Source organism: Pseudomonas sp. B21128, from assembly GCF_044218865.1.
Taxonomy (GTDB): Bacteria; Pseudomonadota; Gammaproteobacteria; order Pseudomonadales; family Pseudomonadaceae; genus Aquipseudomonas; species Aquipseudomonas iridis.
On the sequence record NZ_CP162590.1, the window covers coordinates 5,076,459 to 5,100,822 of the forward strand.

19 protein-coding genes and 4 tRNA genes are annotated in these 24,364 nt (G+C 59.9%); 1 reads left to right on the forward strand and 22 read right to left on the reverse strand.

The features are described 5' to 3' along the window. Nucleotides 1-206: 206 nt before the first annotated feature. The 3 genes from AB4P91_RS23040 to AB4P91_RS23050 form a co-directional block, all read right to left on the reverse strand. Nucleotides 207-662 (reverse strand): DUF2214 family protein, encoded by a 456-nt coding sequence (locus AB4P91_RS23040; RefSeq protein ID WP_395603787.1) that lies wholly within the window; start codon nucleotides 660-662, stop codon nucleotides 207-209. Between the two features lie 718 nt (nucleotides 663-1,380). Beyond that, nucleotides 1,381-1,611 (reverse strand): hypothetical protein, encoded by a 231-nt coding sequence (locus AB4P91_RS23045; RefSeq protein WP_150594707.1) that lies wholly within the window; start codon nucleotides 1,609-1,611, stop codon nucleotides 1,381-1,383. 189 nt (nucleotides 1,612-1,800) lie between these two features. Continuing rightward, nucleotides 1,801-1,877 (reverse strand) — tRNA-Val (locus AB4P91_RS23050). 182 nt (nucleotides 1,878-2,059) lie between these two features. On the opposite strand from AB4P91_RS23050, the gene AB4P91_RS23055 reads away from it, so the two are divergent. Further along, complete coding sequence (locus AB4P91_RS23055; protein WP_150594699.1) at nucleotides 2,060-3,343, forward strand: FAD-binding oxidoreductase; 1,284 nt, start codon at nucleotides 2,060-2,062, stop codon at nucleotides 3,341-3,343. A gap of 82 nt (nucleotides 3,344-3,425) precedes the next feature. Here AB4P91_RS23055 and AB4P91_RS23060 read toward each other — a convergent pair whose 3' ends face one another. The 19 genes from AB4P91_RS23060 to asd all read right to left on the reverse strand — a co-directional run bounded on the left by AB4P91_RS23060 (nucleotide 3,426) and on the right by asd (nucleotide 24,343). Then, a complete protein-coding gene (locus AB4P91_RS23060) occupies nucleotides 3,426-4,397 on the reverse strand; it encodes an XdhC family protein (RefSeq protein ID WP_150594698.1) in 972 nt (323 codons plus the stop codon). 1 nt (nucleotide 4,398) lies between these two features. Beyond that, entirely contained in the window at nucleotides 4,399-5,634 is a 1,236-nt protein-coding gene (locus tag AB4P91_RS23065) for a c-type cytochrome (RefSeq protein WP_395603788.1), read from the reverse strand. Between the two features lie 2 nt (nucleotides 5,635-5,636). Beyond that, a complete protein-coding gene (locus tag AB4P91_RS23070; RefSeq protein WP_042558620.1) occupies nucleotides 5,637-6,176 on the reverse strand; it encodes a (2Fe-2S)-binding protein in 540 nt (179 codons plus the stop codon). Continuing rightward, nucleotides 6,169-9,000: a xanthine dehydrogenase family protein molybdopterin-binding subunit gene (locus tag AB4P91_RS23075; protein ID WP_395603789.1), complete on the reverse strand. Its 2,832-nt coding sequence runs from the start codon at nucleotides 8,998-9,000 to the stop codon at nucleotides 6,169-6,171. The genes AB4P91_RS23070 and AB4P91_RS23075 overlap by 8 nt, the downstream gene beginning before the upstream one ends. Nucleotides 9,001-9,413: 413 nt before the next feature. Further along, nucleotides 9,414-9,490, reverse strand: a tRNA-Asp gene (locus tag AB4P91_RS23080). Nucleotides 9,491-9,584: 94 nt separating this feature from the next. Beyond that, nucleotides 9,585-9,661: transfer RNA gene (locus AB4P91_RS23085), tRNA-Asp, on the reverse strand. Between the two features lie 55 nt (nucleotides 9,662-9,716). Continuing rightward, nucleotides 9,717-9,792: transfer RNA gene (locus AB4P91_RS23090), tRNA-Val, on the reverse strand. 183 nt (nucleotides 9,793-9,975) lie between these two features. Continuing rightward, the gene (locus AB4P91_RS23095; RefSeq protein ID WP_150594695.1) at nucleotides 9,976-10,752 is read right to left on the reverse strand and encodes an SDR family oxidoreductase; all 777 of its coding nucleotides are present in this window, start codon (nucleotides 10,750-10,752) and stop codon (nucleotides 9,976-9,978) included. Continuing rightward, nucleotides 10,749-11,960 carry an O-succinylhomoserine sulfhydrylase gene (locus tag AB4P91_RS23100; RefSeq protein ID WP_150594694.1) on the reverse strand — a complete coding sequence of 404 codons (1,212 nt, stop codon included), beginning with the start codon at nucleotides 11,958-11,960 and terminating at the stop codon, nucleotides 10,749-10,751. Before AB4P91_RS23100 ends, AB4P91_RS23095 begins: the two co-directional genes overlap by 4 nt. Before the next feature lie 80 nt (nucleotides 11,961-12,040). Further along, complete coding sequence (purF, locus tag AB4P91_RS23105; protein ID WP_042558616.1) at nucleotides 12,041-13,546, reverse strand: amidophosphoribosyltransferase; 1,506 nt, start codon at nucleotides 13,544-13,546, stop codon at nucleotides 12,041-12,043. 41 nt (nucleotides 13,547-13,587) lie between these two features. Continuing rightward, nucleotides 13,588-14,148: a CvpA family protein gene (locus AB4P91_RS23110; RefSeq protein ID WP_042558615.1), complete on the reverse strand. Its 561-nt coding sequence runs from the start codon at nucleotides 14,146-14,148 to the stop codon at nucleotides 13,588-13,590. 98 nt (nucleotides 14,149-14,246) lie between these two features. Continuing rightward, nucleotides 14,247-14,897, reverse strand: coding sequence for an SPOR domain-containing protein (locus AB4P91_RS23115; protein ID WP_395603790.1), 651 nt, complete (start codon nucleotides 14,895-14,897; stop codon nucleotides 14,247-14,249). Beyond that, a complete protein-coding gene (gene folC / locus AB4P91_RS23120; protein ID WP_395603791.1) occupies nucleotides 14,881-16,188 on the reverse strand; it encodes a bifunctional tetrahydrofolate synthase/dihydrofolate synthase in 1,308 nt (435 codons plus the stop codon). The genes AB4P91_RS23115 and folC overlap by 17 nt, the downstream gene beginning before the upstream one ends. Then, the gene (accD, locus tag AB4P91_RS23125; protein WP_016984535.1) at nucleotides 16,185-17,105 is read right to left on the reverse strand and encodes an acetyl-CoA carboxylase, carboxyltransferase subunit beta; all 921 of its coding nucleotides are present in this window, start codon (nucleotides 17,103-17,105) and stop codon (nucleotides 16,185-16,187) included. The genes folC and accD overlap by 4 nt, the downstream gene beginning before the upstream one ends. 200 nt (nucleotides 17,106-17,305) lie before the next feature. Continuing rightward, entirely contained in the window at nucleotides 17,306-17,926 is a 621-nt protein-coding gene (locus AB4P91_RS23130) for a phosphoribosylanthranilate isomerase (protein ID WP_395603792.1), read from the reverse strand. Nucleotides 17,927-17,991: 65 nt separating this feature from the next. After that, nucleotides 17,992-18,816, reverse strand: coding sequence for a tRNA pseudouridine(38-40) synthase TruA (gene truA / locus AB4P91_RS23135; protein ID WP_042558610.1), 825 nt, complete (start codon nucleotides 18,814-18,816; stop codon nucleotides 17,992-17,994). A 275-nt stretch (nucleotides 18,817-19,091) separates the two neighbouring features. After that, entirely contained in the window at nucleotides 19,092-21,749 is a 2,658-nt protein-coding gene (locus AB4P91_RS23140) for a FimV/HubP family polar landmark protein (RefSeq protein WP_150594690.1), read from the reverse strand. 209 nt (nucleotides 21,750-21,958) lie between these two features. Continuing rightward, entirely contained in the window at nucleotides 21,959-22,969 is a 1,011-nt protein-coding gene (locus AB4P91_RS23145; RefSeq protein WP_150594689.1) for an aspartate-semialdehyde dehydrogenase, read from the reverse strand. A gap of 261 nt (nucleotides 22,970-23,230) precedes the next feature. Next, nucleotides 23,231-24,343 carry an aspartate-semialdehyde dehydrogenase gene (gene asd, locus AB4P91_RS23150; RefSeq protein WP_042558607.1) on the reverse strand — a complete coding sequence of 371 codons (1,113 nt, stop codon included), beginning with the start codon at nucleotides 24,341-24,343 and terminating at the stop codon, nucleotides 23,231-23,233. Between the last annotated feature and the right edge of the window lie 21 nt (nucleotides 24,344-24,364).

Genomic DNA, 24,364 nt, shown 5'->3' on the forward strand with positions numbered 1-24,364 from the left:
AGTAGCCAGTTCGTTTGCCCCGCACAATGACTGGCTAGAGATACACGCGCCGTATTGCCACCCGCTCCCACTCTGTTGGGCACGGCGCCTGACACACCCCCCCCTTTCGATTCGTCTTCCCTATCCCCTGTTGCCACTCGATATTACCGGCCATTCCAAAGGCTGGATGTCGGACGATTCCGATAGAGCGCAGGGAATTCGCCCTCCTAAGCGAATGTCACGCCACGTGCCATGCCAGTGGCGGCAACCACCATCAGCATCAGCAACAACGCTTCGACATGACTGATTCGCGCGTACAACTTCGCACGCCCGGTATCGAGTGCCGTACCGCGCGCTGACGCGATGCGCCATTTGACCAACGTGATCATCGGCGCGAGCTCCATCAGCAGAATGAGCACGAACAGTGTCATCTTCAGATGGAACAGTGGCTGATGAAGGTAATAGTCAGTGCCCTTCTCATACCCGCCAAAGGCACGCATCCCGCCCGTCACCAACAGAATCAACGCAGAGATGCCCCACAGATTATCGGCGAGCAACACGCGCCTGACCTCCCCCGTGCCGGACGCCAAACAACTGAACGCCTCTCCACGCGTCAGCACGGCCCAAAAGCCCAAGGCAAAAGCCAGTAGATGAATAGCCGCTAGAAACCAGTGAGCCAGCACAGACACACTCCTTTATAAGAGTTGAAAATCGGCCAGTCAGTAGTAGTTCAAAAAGCGGAGATTGGCTCGGGCCACATTGCCGGTGTGCAGCGGAGGAACGCGATAGAGTAGCGCTGCGAAAGCCAAATCGCAGGCAAAAAAAATCCCAAGCAGCTGATGGAAGCTTGGGATTAAAAATGCATAAACCGTGGTGGTGAACGCGGAGCGGATATTACTGATTAATCGCTTCAGCGACAATATTTTTTCGATAACCGGTCGGTTAAAAAAGCTCGTAACTCATTCAATATCCGGACTATTTTTATGGAATGAGAAGATCACGCGCTGGAATGGCTGGCTCTAAAGCCGAGCAAATAACCGACAGGAAGATCACAGCCAGGCCGAGGCGAAAGACCGAAGCTGTCGGCAGAAGCCAGGAAGCGCTACGCGACAGCTCAGGGTGCTGCACTGAACTCAGGAAATGGCCCAGGTGTTCATGTCAAACCCGTAAAAGTCATGAAGACCTTCGGCATCAACGGCCAGCCACGACATTTACCAGCGACTACTGAAGAATCCGATGGTTGCCGCCTTCGAATTGCATGAGTGCACGCTTAGGGCTGTCGCAATACCGTGCCAGCCGAGCGAAGAGATAGTGCGTCAGCTGAGAGTCGCCGGGTTACAGCGGTTAGGCATGCATCCAGACGAACCTGAAGGCGGCTTAATCGAGCAGTTTAACCCCCGATCACGCCTTGCTGTAATCCTGACCCGTGCCTTTCAATACAGCCTGGTACGCCTTCTGCAATTCGAGACTGGCTCGCGTAGGAGCCACGCCAATCGACGAATCACGTGGATAGCTCGCAGTCATGGAAAGCGCACAATCAACGAGAGCTGCAACGTCTACACCCTGTTTTTTTGATGCGATCAGCACCGACATCAATGCGGTCTGAAGCGCATTTTCACGAACAATAGCCACTTCGTTTCTCCCTTTAGCGTCATGCCGAGGAGAGAAAACTAACCGAATGGTCATCAAAATGCCATCAAACTATATCACCTATTTTCGCCGAGAGTAGTCGCCGATGCGGGCCACCCGACAAGCAGACAACAAAAAAGGGCCCACCTTTCGGTGAGCCCTTCTAGACCGCCCAGCAGAGCGGATTTTGTTTGGTAGGCGCGATTGGACTCGAACCAACGACCCCCACCATGTCAAGGTGGTGCTCTAACCAACTGAGCTACGTGCCTGCTGTGAGGCGGCATTCTACGGAATTCCGGAGGGGTGTCAACACCTTTTTTTCACCTAACCCTATGAATATGCAAAATATTTAATTTCCGCTCAGCAACGGAGGTTTTCAGTGGCTGGCGGAGGTTTTTCAACTCGGGTAGGATCGGCGCACTCGTAAAATATATTAAACAGAGGCTGCAGGATGGCGAACACCCTTTACCCAGAGTCTTATTACGCTGCGTCGGCCAATGCCGTACCGGCTCGTCCGGCCTTGCAGGATGATGTGGAGACGGATGTCTGTGTGATTGGTGCCGGGTATACCGGATTGTCCTCCGCCCTGTTTCTGCTGGAGAGCGGTTTTCGCGTGACCGTGCTGGAAGCAGCCAAAGTCGGTTTCGGCGCCTCGGGACGCAACGGTGGCCAGATTGTTAACAGCTATAGCCGCGACATCGACGTGATAGAACGCACCGTTGGCCCGAAGCAAGCGCAACTGCTCGGCCACATGGCCTTCGAAGGCAGCCGGATCATTCGCGAACGCGTCGCCAAGTACAACATACAGTGCGATCTGAAGGACGGCGGCGTGTTCGCGGCGCTGTCAGCCAAGCAGATGGGCCACCTGGAGTCGCAAAAGCGTCTGTGGGAACGCTTCGGCCATACGCAGCTTGAATTGCTTGATCAACGCCGCATTCGTGAGGTCGTTGCCTGCGATCAGTACGTCGGCGGCATGCTCGACATGAGTGGCGGCCACATTCACCCGCTCAACCTGGCGCTAGGCGAAGCCGCGGCAGTCGAATCGCTGGGCGGTGCTATCTATGAGCAATCGCCCGCCGTGCGTATCGAGCGCGGTGCCAATCCAGTGGTTCATACACCGCAGGGCAAGGTCAGGGCCAAGTTCATCATCGTCGCCGGTAACGCCTACCTCGGCAATCTGGTGCCGGAACTGGCGGCTAAATCGATGCCGTGCGGCACTCAGGTGATCACCACCGAGCCATTGGGCGATGAATTGGCGAAAAACCTGCTGCCACAGGATTACTGTGTCGAAGACTGCAATTACCTTCTGGACTACTACCGCCTGACGGGCGACAAGCGCCTGATCTTCGGCGGCGGCGTGGTGTATGGCGCACGGGATCCGGCAAACATCGAAGCGATCATCCGCCCGAAAATGCTCAAGGCGTTCCCGCAGCTCAAGGACGTGAAGATTGATTACGCCTGGACCGGTAACTTCCTGCTGACCCTGTCGCGCCTGCCGCAGGTTGGGCGCCTGGGCGACAACATCTATTACTCGCAGGGTTGCAGTGGTCATGGTGTGACATACACGCATCTGGCCGGCAAAGTGTTGGCCGAGGCGTTGCGTGGTCAGGCGGAGCGTTTTGATGCGTTTGCTGATCTGCCGCACTATCCGTTCCCGGGCGGGCAACTGCTGCGCACGCCGTTTGCGGCGCTGGGGGCTTGGTATTACGGGTTGCGCGACAAATACGGTTTCTGATCAAACGCCCTGTTTCATTCTTCAGAGACAACTGTGGCGAGGGAGCACGCTCTCTCGCCACAATGACATCCGCCACTCAGTATCAGAGCTGATCCCGAGCAATCCCACTGCGTATGCGCAAGATATCCGCCAGCACCGCCAAGGCAATTTCCGCCGGCGTCTTGCTACCCAGGTTAAGGCCGATCGGTGCATGTATCCGCGCCAACTCGCCCTCCCCCAGCCCGCCAATCCGACGCAAACGCTCGAAGCGTTTCTGCGAAGTCTGCAGCGAGCCCATCACGCCGATGTAGAACGCTTCGGTACGCACCGCTTCCATCATCGCCAGATCGTCGATGCGCGGATCATGGGTCAGCGCCACGACCGCGGTATCTCGATGGCAACCGCCATCAGCAATGAACACCGACGGCAGTTGCCGACGAATCTCCACGCCACTGAGCACCACACCCTCGAGCACTTCATCGCGCGGATCGCAGAGGATCACTTCGAAACCGAGGCCGACCGCAAACTCGGCGCACGCCTGCGCCACGCTGGAATATCCGGCGAGCAACAGACGCTGCGCTGCACCGATGCGGATCCGCACCCGATCAATCTCCCGCTCGATACGCGCACCCTGCTCGCGATCAGCGAACAGACTGCGCGCACCGCTGGCCAGATCGACCTCGCGAATCAATCGTCGCTGACCGAGCAGCGCCGACTCCAATTCGCGCAGATGCGCCTGCACGTCGCAGTCGGCGTCAAATTTCTCTACCAGCACATCGAGAATGCCACCACAGGGCAGGCTGACCCGCGAGCGCGGATCGTCGCCCTCACCGTAACGCACGACATTGACCGCATCGAGAAACGCACCTTCGGCGACGCGCTCGAGAAAATCTTCCTCGACGCAACCGCCGGACAACGACCCGATCCACTGCCCGCCTTCATTCACCGCCAGCAGCGAACCCGGCGCACGCGGTGCCGAGCCGTAGGTCGTCAGCACGGTGCAGAGCCAGATGCACTGCCCCGCCACCGACCACTCCAGCGCGCGGCGCACCACTTGCAGATCGAGATGCTGCATATCAGTGCGCCTTGTGCTCAAGGGCCGGAGCGTCGGCTTGCAGCTTCTGCACTTCGCTTACGGTCAGTTCAGTGGATTGACCACCCCAGCCTTGACGCAGGTAGTTCAGCAGATCGGTCAACTGCTCAGGACTGAGCTTGTCGGCAAAACCCGGCATCGGTTGCATGTGCTCGAACCCGGAGAATTTCTGTTCGCCGATACCATCCTCGATCACGCGCAGCAAGTTGCGTGGATCTTCCAGACGCAGCGTGGTGTTGCCGCGCATGGCCACCGCGATATGCGGTTTGCCTTCGCCACCGACCGCGTGACATCCGGCGCAGACGTTCAAGTAATCCTGACGGCCGCGCTGGGCGCTCGCGCCGAGTTTGTCCACCGGCACTTCGACCAGCGCCTTGGCTGCCGGCGGCTGATCACCGAGCAGGAACGTGGCCATCGCAGCCAAATCGGTATCGGTCAGGCCCTGAGTGCTGTTGTGGAACACCGGGAACATCTCGTTGAACATCGTGCCCTGCGCACTCATACCGTGCTTGAGGAACGTGCTCAGGTCCTGATGATTCCAGCCGCGAGCAGCCAGATCGGTGGCCAGTAGACTCGGCGCCAGATAACCGTTGAGGATCCCACCGGTCATGCGTTTGTCCATCTGCATCGCGCCCGGAAGGCCGCGCGGCGTATGGCATTCGCCGCAGTGGCCGAGAACGTCGACCATGTACTGGCCGCGCTTCCACGCCTCGCTTTTGCCTTCCCCCGAATCCAGCTTCACATCTTTGCCGTACATCATGTTCCAGCCCATCAGGCCCAGACGCACGTTAAACGGAAAACTCAGGCTGGTGACCGGTGCAGCACGTTCGATCGGCTCGACGGTTTTCAGATACGCATGAATCGCGTCGGAATCTTCCCGCGGCACCAGGTGATAGGAGGTGTACGGCATCGCCGGATACAGATTCGCACCGTCGCGGCGCTTGCCTTCGGTGAGCGCGGCAAAGAACTCCTCATCGCTGTACAAACCGATGCCGTGTTCTTTACTCGGCGTGATGTTGGTGCCGTAGATCGTGCCGAACGGCGAGACGATCGGCAGGCCACCCGCATACGGCGCACCACCCGCTGCCGTGTGGCACGCGACGCAGTCCGCAGCGCGGGCGAGATACTCGCCGCGCTTGACCTGATCATCAGCGTGCGCGAACAACATCGGCGCAGTCAGCCCGACCGCCAGGGTCAGGCGGGTCAATAAAAGCTTCATGCTTAACCCTCCTTGACCAGGCCGAGATCAGTCAACACGTTGCGGGTAGCGTTGTAGTAACGCACGTACCCGGTGCAACGACAGATGTGATGGCCAAGGCTGTCCTCGATGACTTGTTCCAGTTGGCTTTTGACGATCGGCTGGCGTTGCAGCTTTTCCACCAGCACGGTCGCGGCATTGACGAAGCCCGGGGCGCAGTAGCTGCACTGGAAGGCGAACTCGTCGACGAAACGCTGCTGGATCGGGTTCAGCTCAGTGACCTGACCGTCCTCGTCACGCTTGGCGTGGCTTTCGATGGTGCGAACTTTCTTGCCTTCGAAATAATGCGCGCCGGTGATGCAGGTGCGCACTTCTTCGCTGGTGCCGTCCGGGTTGTCGACGATCACGACGCAGGCGTGGCAGATACCCTGACCACAGCCCAGGCGCGAGCCGGTGAGATTCTTGTATTCGTGCAGGTAATCGATCATCGGCAGGTCATCAGGGATGTCCACCGGGCCGACGGATTGACCATTGAGGGTCAGTTGAAGCGGACGGTTAGCCATTGAGGGCCTCCTTGATGCGCGCAGCAGTGATTGGCAGATCGCGAACACGTTTACCGATGGCGTGCGCCACGGCGTTACCGATGGCACCGACTACCGGGATCATCACCACTTCGGCGATGCCTTTGGACGGATCGCTTGGCGACAGCGGCGGCAGAATTTCCGCCGTCTGTTTCCACACCGCAACGTGACGCGCCATCGGCAGACGGTAACGGTTGAAGTTCCAGTCACCCTCCCCCGGCCCGCCTTCGTACAGCGGCATTTCTTCCATCAATGCGTGGCCGATGCCCATGGCGATACCGCCCTCAAGTTGCCCCTTGACCAGCTCTTCGACCAGCACACGTCCGCACTCGACCCACGAATGGTGATTGAGCACTTCGACTTCCGCCGAGCCTTTGTTGACCTTCAACTCGACCAGCGTGGCGACCGGGCTGTAGTACGTCACGGCAGCGTTGTTCAGCTGGGTCACCGGGTAGTTGATGTTCTGGCGATCCAGCAGGTGGAAACCGGCAGTGCTCATCAACGCTTGCTTGGCCTTCGGTGCGCCGTCGCCGTACTTCACCGCCAGACCATCGAGTGGCAGACGCTCTTTCACGCCGTCGATGCTGTACTCAGCCTCGGCCCAGCTCCAGCGGTTGAAACCGTGAACTGTCGCCGCAGTGACCAGGCCACGCTCGTGAGCGCGTTTGGCCAGCTCTTCGAAGCTCAACGGCTGCATGCCGTTGGCGGTCAGCTTGCCATCGACCCAATGCGCGTCTTCACGTCGCACCACGTAAGGGTTGGCCTGGCCGCCGTAAGGACCCTGACGCCAGATCTCCAGCGCCGCCGGCCACAGACCGTGATTGAACAACACACGCGCCGCTTCACGGGTGGCATGACTGAAGTAGTAAGCGGAGTTGGTCGCGGACGACGCCGAGGCCAATTTGCCCACCCAGCGCGGGTTGCGCAGCAGGTTGTCCTGCTCGGCCTGGCTCATGGTGTAAGGGTTGCCGCTGGTGATCAGCTGCATTTCCTTCCATTCGGTTTCGCCAGTCTTCACTTCGTGCGCCGGGCTGCCGAGGAAATCGGCGACGACCAAAGCTTGCGACGTGGACATGCCGGTGCCGATTTCGATGCCGATGTGGCGCAGGGTAATGCGACCGTCGGCCGTGAATTCGATGCTGGCCATCGGCGCTTCGGAACCGGTGCCGAAGTCTTTCTGGCAAATGGCAAAACCAACGCCATACCAGTTATCCGGGTCTGCCGCTTCGCGCTGTTTCTTGATCGCGTCGCGGTTTTTCCAGACCTCGTGCACGGAGGCCTTGTCGAGAATCTCGTGCAGTCGCAGCGCGCCGGCCGGGATCGCACCCTGGGTATTTTTCATGCCGGAACGCAACGCGTTTTTGCGACGCAGGTCGATCGCGTCGACCCCCAGGCGATTGGCGATTTCATCGACCATCATTTCGGTCGCCGCCATGCTTTGCAGGGTGCCGTAGCCGCGCATCGATCCCGCCTCAACACCGCGCGAGTGATAGGCGGTGACTTGCAGGTCGTTTTGCGGCATGTAGTAAATCGACTGCGCTGCCGTGGCACCCACTGCAGCTACCGACGGGCTGTAGTTGATCCGGCCACCGCCGTCGACGCTCATTTCGGAGCGGAAAATCTTGAAGCTGTAATCGTTCTTGTCCACGGCCAATTGGTAGCGAATGTCGAACGGGTGACGCTTGATGCCACTCTGGAACTGCTCGTAGCGGTCGTTGGCCAGGCGCACAGGCACACCGGCGCCGTACAGCGCAGCGAGGGCCGCGTAGTAAACGAAGATGTTGTGGTCTTTGGAACCGTAACCCACGGTGTAACCCGGGTGCATGTTCAGGTTGGCCAAGCCAAAGCGCGAAGGCGCGATCATTTTCGCGGTATCGGTCGCCGTTTCCAGCGGGCACTGGGTCGCCACGACAAAGTGCAGGGTTTTGGTCTTTGGGTCATACCAGCCATTGCCGTTGTCCGGCTCCATGGCGGCCGGCTCGATCGACGGAGTCTTGTAGCGCTCATCGAACACCAGCCAGTTGTCCGGCGGTGTATCGATCTCTTTCTTCATGCGATCGGCGTAGAACAGCCCGCGCTCGGTCAGGTTGCCATGCAGATTCGGCGACGCATCCCACACCGGACGACGGTTTTTCAGCATCGGGAACAGGATCGAATCCTTGAGGCTGGCGAATTCGTCTTCATCGGCCGAGGTCGGGCCACCGACACGCACATAGCGGAAGCTGCCGTAGGGGTCGCGTTCGTAGAACGGCACTTGAGCACCGTAACGAATCGCCTTGTCATTGAATTTGAGCTGGTTCTTGGCCTGACGGAAACGCTCGAAATCGTTCCAGATCAGGATTGCCACCGGGTGCCCGATGAACATCGGCACTTTGCCTTCCGGCAGCAGCGGATCCGGAGCGTGTTCTTCCGGAAAGACGATGCCGTCCTTGTCCAAGTCAGCAGCGGTAACGATGCGATCCGGTTGCAAGTCTGCACCCAGCCACGACAGATCGTAGCCGGCATAGATGCGATCGGCCTTGATGGTTTTCAGCAGCATGGCGTGGCCCTGCTGCTCAGGCCAACCCGGCATGTCCTTGGATCGGATATCGCGGGCAAACACTTTGCTGCCGCAGACCTTGGACAGTGCATCGTTACGCTGACGCGCCTTACCGTTGTTGCCGAGCCACTTCTCGGACGGCACGGTGACGCTGTTTTCCATCAAGGCAGCCAGCGCCTGACTGCTGAGCGGCGTGAGCGTGACGCTCACGCCCGCTACCAGCCCGCCCTGAAGGAATGAGCGCCGGGATATTTCACGGTTGGACATGGATCATCCTCTGGGCGGTTATATGTCCGCCCTTCTGGTTATCTACTGGGAATCTCGAGTCTTGCAGAAGCTCTTTCTGGCGAAGCAAAGAGCTGTGTTGACAGTGCAAAGCTGACCGAAAGGTTAACTTTAAAGGTTTCTTGGCTCGCAGCAAACAACCAGTTACATAATTCTGACTAAAGAATCAAAAAATCAATGCGACGTGGCACCGCAGCAAACCCGTAGGGATAACTGCGATCCCACAAAGACTTGTATAGGGCACAGGATGGTGAAAGGCAGGAAGAAGAAATGGAGGGTCAAATTTCAGACACAAAAAACCCCGGTCTTTCGACCAGGGTCTTTGCTATCGATTCCGAATCAGCCAATGGCTGCTTTCGGCGCTTCAAGGCGTTCAGTGGGCCTCGAAGCAGATATGGCGCAGCGGACGGGACTCGAACCCGCGACCCCCGGCGTGACAGGCCGGTATTCTAACCGACTGAACTACCGCTGCGTATCGCTTTGAGCTTGCGCTCAAGTAACTCGTTTTGATTGAAAGCTTCGGTGCTTTTCAATCTCGACCCAGACAATGTCTGACTCGTTAAAAATGGCGCAGCGGACGGGACTCGAACCCGCGACCCCCGGCGTGACAGGCCGGTATTCTAACCGACTGAACTACCGCTGCGCGTCGGTGCAGGCACTTTCAGCCTACCCTCTTGCTTTCGCAAGTTACTCGGAAGTGGTGGGTGATGACGGGATCGAACCGCCGACATTCTGCTTGTAAGGCAGACGCTCTCCCAGCTGAGCTAATCACCCGTTTGCATCTCCGAGGCCGCGAAATTTACGCAGGTAGCGAACCTAAGTCAATAGCAGGATTGAAGTTTTTTTCAGAAACAGCTTTTAGCGACAAGTGTCGAGCAGCAAGCAAAAGCAAGAACACATACCGCAGTCACTTCACTGTTGTGCTTTGACTGGCAGCTTGAAGCTCGAAGCTGCACTTCACGGCTTGTAAATCATCTTCTTGGTCATGCCGCCGTCAACGACGAATTCCTGCCCGGTGACAAACCCGGCATTCCTCGACAGCAGCCACGCAACCATCGCCGCCACATCCTCAACCGTGCCCACTCTGCCCGCCGGATGCTGAGCGTGATCGGAATCGGCCAACGGCTCGGCACGGCGTGCAAACGGGTCCCGCGCATCAATCCAGCCCGGGCTGACGGCGTTGACCCGAATCTCCGGCCCGAGGCTGATGGCCAACGCGTGAGTGAGGGCCAACAATCCGCCCTTGCTCGCCGCATAGGCCTCGGTATCAGGTTCGGACTGCCCGGCACGGGTCGACGCCAGATTGACGATCGAGCCATTGTGCGCCCGCAGATACGGCGCGCAATGCTTGGCCAGTAGCATCGGCCCGCTGAGATTCACTGCCAGCACCCGATTCCAATAGGCGAGATCAAGGCTTTCCAGCGTGATGTTGTGGGGATCAGCCACGGCAGCATTGCACACCAGCGCATCGAGCCGACCAAACTGGCCCAGCACCTCGGCCACACCAAGCGCCACCTGACCTTCATCCGCAACGTCCATGGCGATGAACCAGGCGTGCTCGCCCAGCACCTTCGCCACTTTCGAACCGCGCGCACGATCCAGATCGGTCAGCACCACTTGCCAGCCTTCGCTGATCAGCCACGCGGCGATGCCCAGACCAATGCCGCGCGCGGCGCCCGTGACCAGCGCAACGCGGCCATGAGTGCCGGCTTTCGCAGTGGACAATTCGATCACAGTGCCGCCAGACCGCGCACCAGGTCGGCCTGCAGGTCGGCCACGTCTTCCAGACCGACGGCGACACGGATCAGGCTGTCACGAATACCCGCTGCTTCACGCTCTTGCGGCGCCAGACGGCCGTGGGAAGTGGTGCTCGGGTGGGTGATGGTGGTTTTGCTATCACCAAGGTTGGCAGTGATCGAAATCAACCGGGTGGCATCGATAAAGCGCCACGCGCCCTCTTTGCCGCCCTTGACCTCAAAACTCACCACCGCACCAAAGCCCTTCTGCTGACGCTGAGCAAGCTCATGCTGTGGATGGCTCTTGAGACCGGCGTAATGGACCTTCTCGATGCCGTCCTGCTGCTCCAGCCATTCGGCCAGTTGCTGGGCGTTGGCACAGTGCGCCTTCATCCGCAGGTTCAGGGTTTCCAGACCTTTGAGGAAGATCCACGCATTGAACGGGCTCAGCGTTGGCCCGGCGGTACGCAGGAAACCGACGACTTCCTTCATCTGCTCGCTGCGACCGGCGACCACGCCGCCCATGCAACGGCCCTGGCCATCGATGAACTTGGTCGCCGAGTGCACGACGATGTCCGCACCGAGCTTCAGCGGCTGCTGCAACGCAGGTGTGCAGAAGCAATTGTCGACCACCAGCATCGCGCCTTTGGCGTGAGCAATTTGCGCCAGGGCGGTGATGTCCACCAACTCAGCCAGCGGATTGGATGGCGACTCGACGAAGAGCAGCCTGGTGTTTGGCTTGATCGCCGCATCCCACGCCGGCAGCTCCGCCAGCGGCACATAGTCGACTTCGATGCCGAAACGCTTGAAGTACTTTTCGAACAGGCTGATGGTCGAACCGAACACGCTGCGCGACACCAGCACGTGATCGCCGGCGCTGCACAGGCTCATCACCACCGCCATGATCGCGGCCATGCCGGTCGCTGTCGCAACGGCTTGCTCGGCGCTTTCCAGCGCAGCAATGCGCTCTTCGAACGCGCGCACGGTCGGATTGGTGTAGCGCGAGTAAACGTTGCCCGGCACTTCGCCGGCAAACCGTGCTGCTGCGTCGGCGGCCGTGCGGAATACATAGCTTGAGGTAAAGAACATCGGATCACCGTGTTCGCCTTCCGGCGTACGGTGCTGACCGGCACGTACGGCCAGGGTATCGAACGCTACGCCTTCGAGGTCGCTATCCAAACGACCGGCATCCCATTCCTGACTCATGCTGTCACTCCTTGCCTGTTCTCGATAAATAAAAAGTCTTTTGCCAGATACAAAACCGGCCCCTCAGGGCCGGTAGAAACTCAGTTGTTATACAGATCGATGATCGCACTGACCGCCTGGGTCTTGACCTTCGAGGCATCGTTGCGTGCCTGTTCGATCTTGTCCAGATAAGCCTCGTCGACGTCGCCGGTCACGTATTTGCCGTCGAACACTGCGCAATCGAAGTTTTCGATCTTGATCTTGCCGCCGCCGACCGCTTCGATCAAGTCAGGCAAGTCCTGGTAGATCAGCCAGTCCGCACCGATCAGATCAGCCACGTCCTGAGTCGAACGGTTGTGGGCGATCAGTTCATGGGCGCTTGGCATGTCGATGCCGTAGACGTTCGGGAAACGCACCGCAGGAGCGGCCGAGCAGAAGTAGACGTTTTTCGCGCCGGCTTCACGGGCCATCTGAATGATCTGCTTGCAGGTGGTACCGCGAACGATCGAGTCATCGACCAGCATCACGTTCTTGCCGCGGAATTCCAGCTCAATGGCGTTGAGCTTCTGGCGTACCGATTTCTTGCGGGCAGCCTGGCCCGGCATGATGAAGGTGCGGCCGATGTAACGGTTCTTGACGAAACCTTCGCGGAATTTCACGCCCAGGTGATTAGCCAGCTCCAGCGCAGCGGTGCGACTGGTGTCCGGAATCGGGATAACCACGTCGATGTCGTGCTCAGGACGCTCACGCAGGATCTTCTCGGCGAGCTTCTCGCCCATGCGCAGGCGCGCCTTGTAGACCGACACGCCGTCGATGATCGAGTCCGGACGCGCCAGATAGACGTGTTCGAAGATGCAGGGGGTCAGGGACGGGCTGGTCGCGCACTGACGGGTGTGCAGCTTGCCCTCTTCAGTGATGTAGACCGCTTCGCCCGGCGCCAGGTCGCGAATCAGGGTGAAACCGAGGACGTCCAGGGAAACACTTTCCGAGGCGATCATGTACTCGACGCCTTCGTCAGTGTGACGCTGGCCGAACACGATCGGGCGGATGCCGTGCGGGTCACGGAAACCGACGATGCCGTAACCGGTCACCATGGCCACTACCGCGTAACCGCCGACGCAACGGTTATGCACGTCGGTCACGGCAGCAAACACGTCTTCTTCGGTCGGCTGCAGCTTGCCGCGCTGGGCCAGCTCGTGGGCGAACACGTTGAGCAGCACTTCCGAGTCGGAACTGGTGTTGACGTGACGCAGATCGGATTCGTAGATTTCTTTGGCCAACTGTTCAACGTTGGTCAGGTTACCGTTATGCGCCAGCGTGATGCCGTAAGGCGAGTTGACATAAAACGGCTGGGCTTCGGCCGAAGTCGAACTGCCCGCGGTTGGATAACGGACGTGGCCGATACCCATATGGCCGACCAGGCGTTGCATGTGACGCTGATGGAACACGTCACGCACCAGGCCATTGTCCTTGCGCAAGAACAACCGGCCATCATGGCTGGTCACGATACCGGCAGCGTCCTGGCCGCGGTGCTGGAGCACGGTTAGCGCGTCATACAGCGCCTGATTGACGTTCGACTTACCGACGATACCGACGATGCCACACATGCGACGCAACCCCTACTTAATGGATCTGAACTGAACAACACTCACTGTGGCGTTTTGGCCGACGGCAAGAGCTGCTCCTTGAACGGAATTTCAGCGGGTACGCTGATTCCGCTGGCAAGCCACTGACTGCTCCACCCAAGAATCAGGTTCTTGGACCAGTCGGCGACCAATAGAAATTTTGGCACGAGCTGTGACTCTTTCCACCACCCGTCCTGCTGTACCGGCCCCAGGCTCAACAGCCCGACTGCGACGACCACCAGCAGCACGCCACGCGCCGCGCCGAAGGCCATTCCCAGAAAGCGGTCGGTCCCGGACAACCCGGTGACGCGAACCAACTCGCCGATAAGATAATTGATCATTGCGCCCACGATCAGCGTGGCGACAAACATGATGGCACAGCCCGCGATCACGCGAGCCGATGGGGTTTCGATGTATCCGGCGAGGTACTCGGACAATGAACCACCGAACATCCAGGCGACGACTCCTGCGATGATCCAGGTCACCAGCGATAATGCTTCTTTGACGAAGCCGCGGCTCAGACTGATCAATGCGGAGATGGCGATGATTGCAACGATCGCCCAGTCAACCCAGGTAAATGGCACAGTGCAGCCTACAGACGGATAAGGCGGCGCATTTTAGCAGAGCGCATGGCTATCGGTAAGCTGCGATTTTCAGTGCATTTCAATCGAATCGATAGATGCTAGCCACGCTCGGGCTGGAAGCGCACGACAAAGCCCTTGAGGTTCTGCTGACGGCTCAACAGATCACGCAGACGATCGGCTTCGGCGCGCTCGATCAGCGGGCCGACGAACACCCGATTCTTGCCATCGGCGGAACGGATGTAGGCGTTGTAGCCCTGGCTGCGCAGCGTTTTTTGCAGACTCTCGGCGCTGGCGCGGCTCGACAGGCTGGCCAGTTGCACCGACCAGCTCACCGACAGACCATTGGCGTCGACGCGGCTCTGAGTGGTATCAGGCTTGGTCGTCGCTGAAGCGATCGGCTGGGCAGGCGCAGGAATCGGCTTGGACGCCGGCGGCGGCGTGGCAGGCTTGGCGATCTGGGCCGGCACAACAGGTGTCGGGGCAATCGGCGCAGATGGCTCGACTTGCTCGGCGATTTCGTCATCGCTTGGCACGGGCTCTTGCGGCAAGGTTTGCGGCTCGGGAACGGCGACCGGTTCCAACTGCACTTGCGGCACGGCAGGCGCAGGCGGGGCTGCCGGGGCCTCGACGGTCACCTGACGCTGTTCGTCCTGACGGGAAAACAGCATCGGCAGGAAAATCACCGCCAGCGCCACCAGCACCAGTGCACCGACCATGCGCTGTTTGTACGCTTTATCCAGCAAAGCCATTTGCCGCTTCCTCCGTGGAGCGCCGGGCCAGCCATTCAAGGGCCTCGGCGACACAATAAAATGATCCGAACAACAGAATCTCATCGTCGCTGGTCGCGACGGCGCACTGCCCTTCAAGTGCGGCGGCGACACTGTCGTAAGACGTGACCGACGCGCCAAGGTTCTGCAATGCCGCCTGCAATTGCGCAACAGGGCGCGCACGCGGCGAATCCAGCGGCGCTACAGCCCAGTGTTCGACACTAGCATTCAACTCGCTGACAACACCATCCAGATCCTTGTCCGCCAACAGACCAAACACCGCCAGACGCTTGCCGACCGGTGGCCGCGAGGCCAGACGGCGAGCCAGATACTCCGCCGCGTGCGGGTTATGGCCAACATCCAGCAACAGATTCAAGCGCTTGCCATTCCATTCGAACGAACGGCGGTCCAGGCGCCCGACAACACGTGTCGCCTGCAAGGCCGCCACAATCTGCTGTGCATTCCACGGCAAACCGAGCAGCAGGTACGCCTGCAACGCCAGCGCGGCGTTTTCCATCGGCAGATCAAGCAGCGGCAAATCATGCAGCTCGACGACCTGGCCCTGAGCATCGGTACCGCGCCACTGCCAGTTATGGTCAGTGATGCCGAGATCGAAATCGCGCCCACGCAGGGAGAACGGGCACGCCAGTTCGCGCGCCTTGTCGAGCAACGGTTGCGGAGGGTTGAGGTCGCCGCACAGAGCAGGCTTGCCCTGACGGAAGATCCCGGCCTTCTCGAAAGCCACGGATTCGCGAGTGTCACCCAGATAATCGGCGTGATCGACACCAATGCTGGTGACCAGCGCGATATCGGCGTCCACCACGTTGACCGTATCCAGACGCCCGCCCAGACCGACTTCCAGCACCACTGCGTCGAGCCCGGCCTGCTGAAACAGCCAGAACGCCGCCAGGGTGCCCATTTCAAAGTAAGTCAGGGAGGTTTCGCCGCGCCCGGCCTCGACCGCAGCAAACGCTTCGCACAGCTGTGCGTCAGTGGCTTCGATGCCATTGAGCTGCACCCGCTCGTTGTAACGCAGCAGGTGCGGAGAATTGTAAACACCAACGCTCAGGCCCTGCGCTCGCAGCAATGAAGCCACGAAAGCGCAGGTCGAACCCTTGCCGTTGGTGCCGGTGACCGTGATCACCCGAGGCGCCGGCTGGCCCAGCCCCATGCGGGACGCTACCTGTTGCGAACGCTCCAGACCCATGTCGATGGCCGACGGATGCAACTGCTCAAGGTAGGCGAGCCACTCGCCAAGGGTGCGCTCGATCATAGGCCAGCAGGTACCGGCGGAACCACGATCGGCTCGATTGGCGCGGCGACGAATTTCGGCGTCGGCTTGCCAGTCATTTGTGCCAGCAGGTTACCCAAACGTGGGCGCAGTTCCTGACGGTGGATGATCATGTCGATCGCACCGTGCTCCAGCAGGAACTCGCTGCGCTGGAAGCCTTCCGGCAGTTTCTCGCGCACGGTTTGCTCGATAACGCGCGGACCGGCGAAGCCGATCAGGGCTTTAGGTTCGCCAACGATCACGTCGCCGAGCATTGCCAGACTGGCGGAAACACCCCCGTAAACCGGATCGGTGAGCACCGAGATGAACGGAATGCCTTCTTCGCGCAGACGCGCCAGCACGGCCGAGGTCTTGGCCATCTGCATCAGCGAGATCAGGGCTTCCTGCATGCGCGCACCACCGGAAGCGGCGAAGCAGATCATCGGGCAGCGGTTTTCCAGCGCGTAGTTGGCAGCGCGTACAAAACGCTCGCCGACGATGGCGCCCATGGAACCGCCCATGAAGCTGAATTCAAACGCCGAAACCACTACTGGCATGCCCAGCAGGGTGCCGCTGACGGAAATCAACGCATCTTTTTCGCCGGTCTGCTTCTGCGCAGCGGTCAGGCGATCCTTGTACTTCTTGCCGTCACGGAATTTCAGACGGTCAACCGGCTCCAGATCGGCGCCCAGTTCGTTACGACCTTCGGCATCAAGGAAGATGTCGATGCGCGCACGTGCGCCGATGCGCATGTGGTGGTTGCACTTCGGGCAAACGTCCAGGGTCTTTTCCAGCTCCGGACGATACAGCACAGCCTCACAGGACGGGCATTTGTGCCACAGACCTTCAGGCACCGAGCTCTTCTTGACCTCCGAGCGCATGATCGAAGGGATCAGTTTGTCTACTAACCAGTTGCTCATGCTTTCTTTCTCCAGTACCGGCGGCCCGAACGCTCTGGTTCGCAGCCCCGTGTATGCCCTTGAGCTAAATTCATGTGTGGCGATGATCAAGGATGGCCGGGTCAGAAAAACTGACCTTCGTACAACCCAAAAACCCTCAGCCTCTTTTCTACCAAGCTGTGGACGGCGGCAGTGTGCCAGCCGTCACATCATGCACAGGCCTAAATGCCCCTGACGGCGCCGATGAACGCCTGAACTTTTGCGTGATCCTTGATGCCTTTGCTCGCCTCTACCCCACCGCTGACGTCGACGGCGTAGGGTTTGACCCGAGCCACGGCGCCTGCGACGTTTTCCGGGGTCAAACCACCCGCCAGAATCAGCGGCTTGCTCAAAACTTGCGGAATCAATGACCAGTCGAATGCCTCGCCGGTTCCGCCGGGCACGCCTTCGACGTAGGTGTCGAGCAGTACGCCACTGGCACTTGGGTAGGCATCGACAGCCGCGGCAATGTCATCGCCGGCCTTGACCCGTAGCGCCTTGATGTAAGGACGATGCCAGCCTTCGCACTCTTCGGCGGTTTCGTCGCCATGGAACTGCAACAGATCCAGCGGCACGGCATCGAGGATTTCCCCCAACTCGCAGCGGCTGGCATTGACGAACAGGCCCACGGTGGTCACAAACGGCGGCAAGGCCTCGATGATTTCCCGCGCTTGCTGCACCGATACTGCGCGCGGACTTTTGGCGTAAAACACGAACCCGATCGCATCAGCCCCGGCTTCGACGGCGGCCAGCGCATCTTCTATGCGGGTAATGCCGCAGATCTTGCTGCGAACGGCTGACATATCGAGAAAAACTCCGAGGCAGAATCCGGGAAAGTCCCGGATGGTAACAAAAGCGTTCGAGGGCGTCAGCCGTCAAGTTCGGAGAAACCCGTAAGGAAATGTGGACCGATAAAACGCTCGGGCAGTGGAAATTCATCGTGGTACTCGACTTGCACCAGATACAAGCCGTAAGGATGCGCTGTGACGCCGCCGGACCGGCGCTCGCGACTTTCCAGCACTTCTTTCATCCACTCGACCGGCCGCTCGCCAGCACCGATGGTCATCAGGACGCCGGCGATGTTGCGCACCATGTGGTGCAGGAATGCGTTGGCGCGGATGTCGAGCACAATCATCTTGCCGTGACGGGTCACGCGCAGGTGGTGCATCTTCTTGATCGGCGATTTCGCCTGGCACTGCCCGGCACGGAACGCACTGAAATCGTGAGTGCCAATCAGATACTGCGCGGCTTCGGCCATGCGCTCAGCGTCCAGCGGACGGTGATTCCAGGTGATTTCTTCATTGAGATGGGCCGGGCGAATCTGATCGTTGTAGATCACATAACGATAGCGCCGGGCGATGGCCTTGAACCGCGCATGGAAATGCGCCGGCATTACCCGCGCCCAACTGACGCTGATGTCATGAGGCAGGTTGATGTTGGCGCCCATTACCCAGGCCTTCAGCGAGCGATCGACCTGCGTGTCGAAATGCACCACCTGTCCGCAGGCATGCACACCCGCGTCGGTACGCCCGGCGCACTGCAAGGAAACGGGCGCGTTGGCGACTTTCGACAAGGCTTTTTCAAGCGCTTCCTGCACCGTCGCCACTCCGGTTAACTGACGCTGCCAGCCACTGTAGCGCGAGCCTTTGTATTCAACGCCCAGCGCAACGCGGTAAAAGCCGTCGGGGGCCATTTCGGCGACCGGGTTATCTATGTTTGCCAAGGTGGGACAGCCTGCTGTTTTTGCAAAGGCGGGCATTATAAGGCTGTGGACCGGGGATGCCAGAGAGATCTCTGTCGCCTGATCGGGCCTCATCGCTGGCAAGCCAGCTCCCACAGTTTCTGCGGCGCACGCAATACCTGTGGGAGCTGGCTTGCCAGCGATGACAATAGCCAAAACAACACACACTCCCCCCCAAACAAAAACGGCAGCCTCACCGGGCTGCCGTTTTGTTTACCGCAGATTTACTAAAGGCTGGAGAGCATGTCCTTGGCTTCGCCGCGCTGCTTCTCGTCACCCTCGGTCAACACTTCGTTGAGGATGTCGCGCGCGCCGTCGCTGTCACCCATGTCGATGTAGGCCTGGGCCAGATCAAGTTTGGTGGCTGCTTCGTCGGTGCCCGCGAGGAAGTCGAAATCGTCTTCACCCAAATCGTCACCCAGCGCCGCATCGGCCTCGGTGAACGTCGGCTCGGCGATGCTTTGCGACAGGCGATCCAGCTCGGCGTTGACGTCATCCAGCTCGGCAGCAAATGCATCAGGCTCGCCCGCCGGGTTGGTGTCCATCTCGTCAGACAACGACAGGTCGAAATCGGCCGGTAGCTCCAGATCATCCTGCGGCACATCAGCGACGACCGGTGGCTCTACCGGCGACAGGTCCTTCACACCGTCGTCCAGATCCAGCAGGAAGTCATCATCGGCCAACGGTGCTGGAGCAGGAGCTGGCTCAGCGCCAAGGTCCAGATCCAGGTCGAAATCCGACAGATCATCGAGATTCTCTTTGATGTCGGTCTGCTGTTGCAGCACCGATTCAAAGCTCAGATCGTCGTCCGACGGGAACTCGTCCAGCTCGACAGGCGCTTCAGGCTCAACGATTGGCGCCGGTTCCACCGGAGTGATGTTGTCGAGATCGTCCAGACTCAAGTCGAACGCGCTGTCCAGATCGTCCGTTGCTGGCGACGGCTCAGGCGTTTCGGGCTCATCCAGCAGCAATTCCTTGACGTACTGGGCGTCCAGCTCGGCTGCAATGGCGGCGGCGGCCAAACCACCGGCAACCGCTACTGCCATGGCCGGGAAACGGCTTTTCAGCTCTTCGACCTTGGCAAAGTTGTCGCCATTGGCCACCAACTGACGCTCCTGGCCGACGAAAGCATCGCGATCGCCCTGCTGACCATAGACTTCCATCAGCTTCAAACGCAGATCACTGCGCTGCGGCTCAAGGCTGATGCCCTCTTCCAGCAACGCAGCAGCCTGATTCAGACGCCCGGCGTTGATGTGCGATTGAGCCTTGTCGAGGACATCATCGGAGCGCTCGCCTGCCGGGGCAACCAGCGGTGCAGCAATGGGCTCGGCCATGACGATTGGCGCCACAATCGGGGCGACTACTGGCGCAGGTGCTGGTGCCGGAACTGGAGCGGGCGTGTTGAGTTTGACGCTCGCGGCCGGGGTTTCCAGACCTTCGAAGCTGCTTTCCGGCAGATCGTGCTCGGCGGAGAACTCTTGTTCCTCAGCCAGGGCGCGAGCCATGCGCACATGCTTCTCGGCTTCCTGCTGGGCTTTGCGGCGACGGGCCAGCAGCAACAGCAACAACAGCAAGACCACGGCACCGCCACCGACCAGCCCCAGCAAGATCGGATTGGTCAGCAGTTCGTTAAAGGTTTTTTCGTCATCAGCGACAGGTGTGGTTTCGACCACCGGCTCGACCACTGGCTCAACTGGCGTCTCGGCCGGCGGTGCAATGGCGGACTCTGGTGTCGGAGCTGCTTCTGCCGGTGTCGCTGGCGGTGTGGCGGCCAACTCGGCAGTGATCGCAGGCACCGCCGGATTAGCGTCTGGCGCAGCGCCCGCCCCTTCGGCCTGCATCTTCGCCAATTGATTGTTCTTCAACTCGATCAGACGTTGCAGCTTGTCCAGCTGACTTTGCAGATCGGTCATGCGGCTTTTAAGCTCCTCGTTGTCACGAAGGGTCGTGTCGAGGTTTTCCTGGGTGACCGCGAGCTTGTCGCTCAGGGCCTTGGCGTCGCCCGCCGGGCCTTTGCCGCGCGCCTTGGCGCTTTCAGCAGAAACCAGGCTCAGGTTGTCTTGCGCGTCAGGCGCAGCGCCCGTATTGCCGCGACCACGGTTGGTCGCATCGAGTTGCTGCTGACCGGCGCCAGGTTTGGCCACATAGCGACGACCCTGACGCCAGGCTTCGTTTTGCGCTGCGACTTCAGCGATCGCCGCCGACTGTGGCAGCGCAGTGCTTTGCACCGAATCCGGAAGACGCAGGACCTGGCCGACTTTCAGGCGGTTGATGTTACCGCCGATGAACGCATCCGGGTTCAACGCCTGAATGGCCAGCATAGTCTGCTGCACCGAACCGCCGTTACGGGCCTTTGCCGCGATTTCCCACAGGGTGTCGCGCGGGGTGGTGGTGTATTGCGTCGGGTGTGTGGCGCCGGTGGTCGGTGCAGTGACGGTTTGCGACGGCGCTGGTTGCGCAGCGGCGTCAGCGGTCTGCGGCGAGAACTTCGACGGATCCAGCAGCACGCTGTAGTCGCGCAACAAGCGGCCATTTGGCCACATCACCTGAACGAGGAATTTCACCATCGGTTCCGACAGTGGCTTGCTTGAGGTCACGCGCAGCACGCTTTTGCCGCTGGCGTTGAGTACGGGGGTGAACGTCAGATCATTGAGGAAGGCCTGGCGGTCGACGCCGGCCTTGGCGAAGTCTTCCGGCGAGGCCAGGCTCGGCACCACTTCGGCAGCGGTGAGATCCTTGACGTCGAGCAGCTCGATTTCAGCCACCAGTGGCTGGTTCAGGGTCGACTTCAGGGTCAGCTCCCCGAGCCCGAGGGCATGCGCCATACCGGAGGACAGCGCCGAGGCGGCCGCTATTGCTAACACCAGTTTGCGAACTTGAACCATAGCCTCATCCTTTGTTTGAACGTTCCTCGGCCAGCGAGAAGATGTTGAATATCGCTGCCGTAAGGCATTGCGCGCGACGACGACAGACTGCCGCGCGCGATCATTTCTTTGATGCCCCGGAAAGTCCCGGAGGGTGACACGTTATCAACTGCTTCGGCCAAGCATAGCGCCCAGCTAGAATCAGTCGACAAATTGTTGCCAAGTATCTTTTACAGCAGGTCTTTTATCAACAACTCGGCAACCTGCACAGCATTGAGTGCTGCGCCTTTGCGCACGTTATCTGACGTCAGCCACAGATTAAGTTCCGCCGGGTCATCGACACCACTGCGAACACGACCGACATAGACCACGTCCTGCCCCACCGCGTCTCCGACGGCCGTCGGGTAATCACCCGCATCGACCAGCTCAATGCCCGGCGCAGCTTCCAGCGCGGCATTGACCTTTTTCAGGTCGACGGCCTGCGCTGACTGCAAGGTCACGCTAAGGCTATCGCCAAAAAACACCGGGGCTTGAACGCAACTTGCGGAAATCTTTAATAAAGGCTGTGCCAGCACCTGACGCAACTCACGCACCAGGCGTTTTTCCAGCAGCGTATGGCCCTGCGCGTCAGGCGTGCCGACCTGGGCCAGCAGGTTGAACGCCATCTGCCGATCAAAAAACTTGGGCTCCAACGGGCGCATGTTCAGCAGCTCGGCGGTCTGGCGTGCCAGCTCGGCGACGGCTTCACGACCCTGGGCGGAAACGGCCAGATTGGCGGTGACGTTGACGTATTGCAGATCGATCAGGTCGAGCAGCGGCGCGAGCACCACGGCAAGCGTGGTCGCCGACGGGCTCGGGCTGCTGACCTGGAACGGCGCTTTCAAACCGGCAAGCACATCAGCATTGGCTTCCGGCACCACTTGCGGCGCCTGATCGGCCGGCAAGGCGCCGGACAGGTCGATCAGCGAGCAGCCGGCGGCGTGGGCGCGGGCGGCGTAGCTCAGGGTGATGGCTGGACCGGCGGCGAAGAAGACCAGTTTGACCTTGCTGAAATCGAATTCATCGACCTCACGCACGCGCACGTTCTTGTTGCGGAACAGCACCGAGCTGCCGGCGGATTCGCTGCTGGCCAGCAGGTGCAGGTTGCCGATCGGGAAATTACGCTCTTCAAGAATCTGTACGAGGGTTTCGCCGACAGTACCGGTGGCGCCGATCACGGCAATATCAAGGGTCTGGGTCATGGTGCGGCCTCTGGCGAAACGGGGGGAGCGGCACTTTACCGGGTGAGTGCCACACAGGCAATTCGCCGGCGCCTGCACTGCCCCCTTCGCGAGCAAGCTCGCTCCCACAGTTGCCGGTTTAAAACATAAATTTGTGTACACCATCTAACCCCGTGGGAGCGAGCTTGCTCGCGAAATCGCCAGGTCAGACACTCAAGAAATTTCAGGCATAAAAAAACCCGCGCCTCTCGCAAGGCGCGGGTTTTTCATTGCTTCAGACGATCAACGCTCAAGCAAAATCCGCAGCATGCGACGCAGCGGTTCGGCCGCGCCCCACAGCAGCTGGTCGCCGACGGTGAAGGCGCCCAGATACTGGGTGCCCATGTTCAGCTTGCGCAGACGACCGACTGGCACATTGAGGGTGCCGGTGACCTTGGTCGGGCTCAGCTCCTGCATGCTGATCTCACGCTGATTCGGTACCAGTTTGACCCAAGGGTTGTGCTGGCTGATCAGCCCTTCGATGTCGGCGATCGGTACGTCTTTGTTCAGCTTGATGGTCAGCGCCTGGCTGTGGCAACGCATGGCGCCGATGCGCACGCAGATGCCGTCGACCGGGATCGGGCTCTTGAAGCGACCGAGAATCTTGTTGGTCTCGGCCTGGGCCTTCCACTCTTCGCGGCTCTGGCCGTTCGGCAGTTCCTTGTCGATCCACGGGATCAGGCTGCCGGCCAACGGCACGCCGAAGTTTTCGGTCGGGTAGGCTTCGCTGCGCATGGCGTCGGCTACACGACGGTCGATGTCGAGGATCGCGCTGGCAGGATCGGCCAGTTGCTCGGCAACAGCGGCGTGGGTCGCGCCCATTTGCTTGATCAGTTCACGCATGTTCTGCGCGCCGGCACCGGAGGCCGCCTGATACGTCATGGCGCTCATCCACTCGACCAGACCGGCCTCGAACAGACCGCCCAGGCCCATCAGCATCAGGCTGACGGTGCAATTGCCGCCGATGTAGTTCTTGGTGCCCGCATCCAGCTGCTGGTCGATGACCTTGCGGTTGACCGGATCAAGAATGATGACCGCGTCATCGTTCATGCGCAGGCTGGACGCCGCGTCGATCCAGTAACCCTGCCAGCCGGCTTCGCGCAGCTTGGGGAACACTTCGCTGGTGTAGTCGCCGCCCTGACAGGTCAGGATCACGTCGAGGGTCTTCAGCTCTTCAATGCTGTAAGCGTCCTTGAGCGGAGCAATGTCCTTGCCCACGGACGGGCCTTGGCCACCGACATTGGAAGTGGTGAAGAACACCGGCTCGATAAGATCGAAATCCTGCTCTTCCAGCATCCGCTGCATGAGCACGGAACCGACCATGCCGCGCCAACCGATCAGACCTACACGTTTCATCGCAACTACACCTTCTTGAAA

Excerpts from the sequence above, each read along its gene's own strand:
- AB4P91_RS23055 (WP_150594699.1), top strand. The coding sequence starts at position 2,060 with ATGGCGAACACCCTTTACCCAGAGTCTTATTACGCTGCGTCGGCCAAT.
- AB4P91_RS23060 (WP_150594698.1), bottom strand. The coding sequence starts at position 4,397 with ATGCAGCATCTCGATCTGCAAGTGGTGCGCCGCGCGCTGGAGTGGTCG.
- AB4P91_RS23065 (WP_395603788.1), bottom strand. The coding sequence starts at position 5,634 with ATGAAGCTTTTATTGACCCGCCTGACCCTGGCGGTCGGGCTGACTGCG.
- AB4P91_RS23070 (WP_042558620.1), bottom strand. The coding sequence starts at position 6,176 with ATGGCTAACCGTCCGCTTCAACTGACCCTCAATGGTCAATCCGTCGGC.
- AB4P91_RS23075 (WP_395603789.1), bottom strand. The coding sequence starts at position 9,000 with ATGTCCAACCGTGAAATATCCCGGCGCTCATTCCTTCAGGGCGGGCTG.
- AB4P91_RS23100 (WP_150594694.1), bottom strand. The coding sequence starts at position 11,960 with ATGAGTCAGGAATGGGATGCCGGTCGTTTGGATAGCGACCTCGAAGGC.
- purF (WP_042558616.1), bottom strand. The coding sequence starts at position 13,546 with ATGTGTGGCATCGTCGGTATCGTCGGTAAGTCGAACGTCAATCAGGCG.
- AB4P91_RS23115 (WP_395603790.1), bottom strand. The coding sequence starts at position 14,897 with ATGGCTTTGCTGGATAAAGCGTACAAACAGCGCATGGTCGGTGCACTG.
- folC (WP_395603791.1), bottom strand. The coding sequence starts at position 16,188 with ATGATCGAGCGCACCCTTGGCGAGTGGCTCGCCTACCTTGAGCAGTTG.
- accD (WP_016984535.1), bottom strand. The coding sequence starts at position 17,105 with ATGAGCAACTGGTTAGTAGACAAACTGATCCCTTCGATCATGCGCTCG.
- AB4P91_RS23130 (WP_395603792.1), bottom strand. The coding sequence starts at position 17,926 with ATGTCAGCCGTTCGCAGCAAGATCTGCGGCATTACCCGCATAGAAGAT.
- truA (WP_042558610.1), bottom strand. The coding sequence starts at position 18,816 with ATGGCCCCCGACGGCTTTTACCGCGTTGCGCTGGGCGTTGAATACAAA.
- AB4P91_RS23140 (WP_150594690.1), bottom strand. The coding sequence starts at position 21,749 with ATGGTTCAAGTTCGCAAACTGGTGTTAGCAATAGCGGCCGCCTCGGCG.
- AB4P91_RS23145 (WP_150594689.1), bottom strand. The coding sequence starts at position 22,969 with ATGACCCAGACCCTTGATATTGCCGTGATCGGCGCCACCGGTACTGTC.
- asd (WP_042558607.1), bottom strand. The coding sequence starts at position 24,343 with ATGAAACGTGTAGGTCTGATCGGTTGGCGCGGCATGGTCGGTTCCGTG.